This window comes from Campylobacter sp. RM19073, from assembly GCF_024723495.1.
Taxonomy (GTDB): Bacteria; Campylobacterota; Campylobacteria; order Campylobacterales; family Campylobacteraceae; genus Campylobacter; species Campylobacter porcelli.
In genome coordinates, this window is the sequence record NZ_JANQCT010000037.1 from 1 (window position 1) to 5789 (window position 5789).

General features: G+C 35.8%; 4 protein-coding genes. 1 reads left to right on the plus strand and 3 read right to left on the minus strand.

Annotation, left to right across the window (positions count from 1 at the left end; all coding sequences use genetic code 11):
• The 3 genes from CSUIS19073_RS07830 to CSUIS19073_RS07840 form a co-directional block, all read right to left on the minus strand.
• Positions 1 to 312, minus strand: a 312-nt coding sequence (locus tag CSUIS19073_RS07830; protein WP_337214407.1) for a Na+/H+ antiporter NhaA, incomplete at its 3' end; no start/stop codon positions are given.
• Positions 309 to 1895, minus strand: a complete 1587-nt coding sequence (recJ, locus tag CSUIS19073_RS07835; protein ID WP_086242452.1) for a single-stranded-DNA-specific exonuclease RecJ — start codon at positions 1893 to 1895, stop codon at positions 309 to 311. The genes recJ and CSUIS19073_RS07830, both read right to left, overlap by 4 nt.
• Complete coding sequence (locus CSUIS19073_RS07840; protein WP_086237327.1) at positions 1885 to 3522, minus strand: CTP synthase; 1638 nt, start codon at positions 3520 to 3522, stop codon at positions 1885 to 1887. The genes recJ and CSUIS19073_RS07840 overlap by 11 nt, the downstream gene beginning before the upstream one ends.
• Before the next feature lie 134 nt (positions 3523 to 3656).
• Here CSUIS19073_RS07840 and CSUIS19073_RS07845 point away from each other — a divergent pair.
• Positions 3657 to 5789: S8 family serine peptidase (locus tag CSUIS19073_RS07845; protein WP_337212197.1), on the plus strand; the 2133-nt coding region annotated here is incomplete at its 3' end.

The window sequence follows — 5789 nt, forward strand, 5'->3', positions numbered from 1 at the left end:
GCCAATGGCGCCGATTATAGGTAGGGCTATTTGGCTAGGGTTTGATAGCTCACCTTCTATTATCTCTCGTTTAAGCTCTAAGCCCACAACAAAGAAAAATATCGCCATAAGTCCATCATTTACCCATAAAATCAGTGGCTTAGCTAGGGTAAATTCTCTAAACCCAACGCTAAATTCCGATCTTAAAATCTCTTGATAAAAGTGGCTTAAGACACCATTTTGAAATATCAAAGCCAAAATCGTAGCAATAATTAGCAAAACGCCGCCAAAGCTCTCGTGCTTAAGGAAGGTTGTGATAAATTTTAATTTCATTTTTGCTCCTGTTTTATAATCTCTTTTATTAGTAGTTGTGGGGTGATTAGCCCACGGAATGAATTTTTAGAAATTGTAACTAAAATATCTATATTTTCGCCATTTTTTGGTAAATAATCGTAGTTGAAAAATATCGCTTCTAGGGTTTTATTGTTTTTTTGTAAGATGATTTTTAGGTGCGTTTCATCTTTGCCTATTTTTTTAGCTGATTTTACCATGGCTTTTTTAAGCTCAAAGAGTGGGCGTGGATTTTTTTGACCATATGGTTCGAAAAACTCCAAAATCTCTAAAAGCTCATAATCAATCGCTGCTGGGTCAATCTCGCCTAAAATCTCATCATTTACGCTAAAATCATATAGTTCTTGTAAAAAGCAAGATTGATTTATGGCTGTTTTAAATTTGCTTAAATTAGCACTCTCTATAACTAGCCCAGCTGCCCCTTTATGTCCGCCATATCCGCATAATAGGCTCTCTTGAGAGGCAATTAGAGATAAAATATCAAATTTGCCAACACTTCTAGCACTCCCTTTGGCTTTGTTGCCATCTATGCTAAAGACAATGGCTGGTTTTTTATACTTTTTAGCTAATCTTCCAGCGACAATCCCTATTACGCCCTCATGCCACTCATCGCCCCAAGTAACGATAATATCCTCATTTTCATTTATCTCATTTTGGCTAGATTCAAATAGTGCTTTTTCTTGCTCTTTGCGTGAGGCGTTAAATCTGCTAATGATATCTAAATACTCATTTGCCTCGCCCAAGCTTTTAGACCTTAAAAATTTAAATGATATGGTAGCATCATCCATTCTACCAGCGGAATTTATAAGCGGAGCTATCAAAAATCCAATATCATCAAATTCAAATTTATCCTTATTATAGTAGTTTTTGATCGCTTCAAAACAGGCTCTTTTGCTAGAGTTTATACGCACCAGCCCAAGGCGGACTAAAATTCTATTTAAATCCCTTAATTCCATCATATCAGCGATAATTGCTAAGGTTAAAAGATCAAGAAATTTAGCCATATCATAGCTTTTTAGATTACATACATCTTTTAAAGCTCCAATCAAATACCAAGCCACCTGAGCACCGCAAATTTCGATATTTGGGAAGGGGCAGGTCTCTTGCTTTGGATTTATTATAGCGTATGCATCTGGAAGTGTAGGAAGTGGCATATGATGATCTGTGATGATTAGATCAATGCCCTTTTGCTTACAGATTTTTGCTGCTTCTATAGCACTTATACCATTATCAACGGTAATGATTAAAGTGGTGTTATCTAGTTCTTTGATAATCTCCTCATTTAAGCCATAACCATCTTTAAATCTATTTGGAATTTTTATCGTGTAGTTTGCTGACATATCGCTTAAAAATTCATCCATAATAGCCGTGCTTACAATCCCATCTACATCATAATCCCCCACAACTGCGATTAGCTCATCATTTTGTATCGCCTCTTTTATCCTTTTGGCTGCTTTGAATGTATCTTTTAATTCACAAGGCAATGGAATTTGAGATAATTTAGTATGGATATCGTTGCTAAAACGACTGCTTAATAACTCCTTAATAGCTTCTTTATCTAGCATTTTTATATTCTATCCCAGCTTTTATAAATCCTAATATAACAGGGTTTGGCTTAGTTAATCTTGATGTAAATTCAGGATGAAACTGAACGCCTAGGAAAAATGGGTGATCTTTGATCTCAACTGCTTCTATGAGTCCATCGCTTTCGCCACTTACTATTAAACCAGCCTTTTCAAATTCGCTTCTATATTTTGGATTTGCTTCATATCTATGGCGATGGCGCTCTTTTATCTTAGTTGCGTTATTGTAAATTTTGGCTAGTAGTGAGCCTTTTAGCACATCGCACTCATACCCACCAAGTCTCATCGTCCCACCAAGTGGGCTAGTGTGAGTTCTTAGCTGTTTTTTACCATTTGCATCAATAAAGCTATCTATTAGATAGATTATAGGATTTTTGCAGTTTTCATCAAATTCCATTGAATTTGCGTCATCTAGCTTTAGCACATTTTTAGCAAACTCAATCATGCTAAGCTGCATTCCAAGGCAGATTCCAAGATATGGAATTTTATTCTCCCTAGCAAATTTGATAGCCTCCATCTTTCCACTTACTCCACGAGACCCAAATCCCCCAGCAACCAAGATAGCATCGCAATCTTTTAAGGTATCAGCGACATTATTTGTATCTATTTTTTCGCTATCGCACCATTTTATAGCAACCCTTGTATCTAGATTTGCTCCAGCGTGGATTATGCTCTCAGTTAGGCTTTTATAGCTCTCTTTTAAATCCACATATTTACCTACAAAAGCTAAATTTATCTGGTCATTTGGAGCAATAACTCTTTTTACTAGATTATCCCAATTTTGCATATTTGGCTTAGGATTTTTAAGATTTAAATTTTGGATAATTGGCTCAAGGATATTTTGGTTTAAAAAGCTTAGTGGCACTTGATATATGCTTTGCATATCTGAGCTTTCTATTACGGCATTTCTCTCTATACCGCAACTTGCTGCTATCTTATCTTTTAGCTCTCTGCTTAAGGGGATCTCTGTGCGACAGATAATCATATCTGGGCTTATGCCTATACGGCGAAGTTCGCCTACGCTGTGCTGGGTTGGCTTAGTTTTTAGCTCTCCAGCAACCTTGATATATGGCACTAAAGTAAGATGGATAAACATACCATTACTTCTACCAACCTCACTTCTAAGGGCTCTAATAGCCTCTAAAAATGGAAGTCCCTCTATATCTCCTACGGTGCCACCTATTTCGACTATTAATATATCATTGTCTTTAGCGGCTTTTTTGATGCGATCTACTATATCGCCTACGATATGGGGGATTACTTGAATGGTCTTGCCTAGATAGTCGCCACGACGCTCACGCTCAATTACTGAGCTATATACCTTGCCAGTTGTGAAGTTATTATCTTGACTTAAATTTTCATCTAAAAATCTCTCATAATGCCCAAGGTCTAGATCAGTCTCAGCACCATCATCAGTTACAAAGACCTCTCCATGCTCTAGTGGGCTCATAGTGCCAGGATCTACATTTATATATGGATCAGCCTTTAGCATACTAACCTTATAGCCCACATTTTTAAGTAGTGTGGCGATACTAGCAGCTGCTATGCCTTTTCCTAAACTGCTTAAAACTCCGCCAGTAACAAATATATATTTTGTCTCTTTACTCATATTTTTTCCTTGATTAATTTGATGATTATATCAAATTTATTTTTACTATCTTATTAAATACTATAAGAATTTTTTAGCTTTTTATAATATGAATTTTTATATAATAATGAATATAAATTAATCAAGGCAAAAATATGAAATCTTCAATTAAATTGTCACTGATACTACCTATATATCTATTTGGCGTTACGGATTTTGAGCTTATCAATTATAATGATAAGAGTGTAACGGGCGATGGGGTCTTTGTGGGAGTTATAGATAGTGCGATAAATAAAGATCACCCTAGCTTATCAGGGCAAATTCAAGATCAAATTTACTCTGAGTATAAAGGCGGCGATTATACTCCAAATTTTTCAGTTGATACCCATGGTAGCCATGTGGCTGGGATCATACTAGCTAAGCCAAGTGATGGAGTAAGTGGAGTTGCTACAGATGCAAAGGCTTATGGAGTTCAGATAACTGGGCATAATACCGATGGTTCCACTAAATTTACAGCTCCAAATGTATATGATTATTTCAAAGATAAGAATATAGCAGCTATTAATAATAGCTGGAATGCTACAGTATATCCGCTATCTGGATTAAATTCGCTTACTAGCTCATCACCTTTATTTTTGCAATATGCTAATAATCCAAAACAATTTCTACCCTCAATTCAAAAGGATACAGTAGCAAATGATCTTATAAAATTATCTAAAGAGAAGCAAATTCTTAGTGTTTTTGCCTCTGGTAATGAAGGGATCATATCTCCTGGGATTATGGCTTTAGCTCCATACTATGATGAAGACATCAGATCTATAATTGTAGTAACGGCACTAGATAGCTCTCAAATTAGCAAAGATAGTGATGGTAAATTTGTAGTAACCACAAAAAGGAGTGATAATTATGATTATTTGAGTGCTCCTACTACATATTCTAATGGATTAAAGGGTGTTTATAATTTTAGTTTAGCAGCACCTGGAACTAGTATTAAAAATGTAAATGCTAGTTATGGCACTACTGATATTTTAACAGGTAAGCTAGATAAGGATCTATATAGAGTCTCTAGCGGAACTTCTATGGCAGCTCCTATGGTAACTGGCGCAGCTGCTTTAGTAGCTCAAAAATTCCCATTTATGAGTGGCAAACAGATAGCCGATACCCTGCTTTCTACTGCTAATAAAGATTATATAGGTCCTAAGGTTATAGTAAAAGAGACTGTAACGGGAAAAACTCTTTGCGATAATGGCAGTCTTTGCCCTAGCACAAAAAAATACACAATATTTTATGTAGATAGCAAAATTCCAAAAAAGGAAGATGGCAGTATAGATGAAAAAGCTGTTGAGATGGATTTATTAAATTCGGGATATTTTGGTATAAATTGGAAATATGATCGTATGAGCCATATGGCAGCTATTGATGATAAAGATTATCCATGGGTTCAAGAGGTTAAGAAAGAGGATCTATTTGGTCAAGGAATTTTAGATATTGATAAGGCTTTAAAAGGTTTAGGGATTTTAGATGCAAATAGATTAAATGATATAGATGTAAAAAGCGAATTTGGCGAGACTGCTGTGTATTACTCACTAGATACTAAGGGCAGTGATGCTGAATTTAGCAATGATATAAGCCAAAGAAAATGGGAGGCTAATACTCACAACCCTGAAGCTGATAATCTACCTAAAAAATTAAATGATTTAAATGTAGGGCTTATCAAGTCTGGGAGTGGGGTTTTAACCCTAAGTGGTGCTAATAGCTATGAGGGTGCTACTGTGATAAATGGTGGTGGCATAAGACTATTAAGCAAAGATAGTAAAAGAGCACAAATCGCTGGAAGTGTCTATGTAAATAACGGCTCAACCCTAAGCGGTAATGGGGTTATTAAGCAAAATTTAACTAATGATAACTCAATTATCCGCCCTGGTAATGAGGATTTAAGTGATCTAGTAGTAGATGGCACATATACGCAAAAGGGTCAAAACTCAAAGCTTATTTTGGATTTTGGCAATGATGATAATTCACAATTGATCGCTAAAGATTATAGCATTAATGGCGGAGATTTGGAGTATAATCCATTAAAGCAGTATTACGCAGTTAATAAAGAGATTAAAATTCAATTAGGCGGCTTGGCTACTCATATAGGTAATTTTAATAAGGTTGAGATAGCTAGCAATAATAGTATTGATTTTGAGATTAAGCTTGATGGGGATAAAACTACGATAAATAAAGATCCGATCTCTATACCGCCAATCCACGAAACCGAAGTGCCATCTAATCCGCAAGACCCA

Bases quoted from the DNA above. Each gene is read 5' to 3' on its own strand.
- CSUIS19073_RS07840 (WP_086237327.1), bottom strand. From the start codon at position 3,522: ATGAGTAAAGAGACAAAATATATATTTGTTACTGGCGGAGTTTTAAGC.
- recJ (WP_086242452.1), bottom strand. From the start codon at position 1,895: ATGCTAGATAAAGAAGCTATTAAGGAGTTATTAAGCAGTCGTTTTAGC.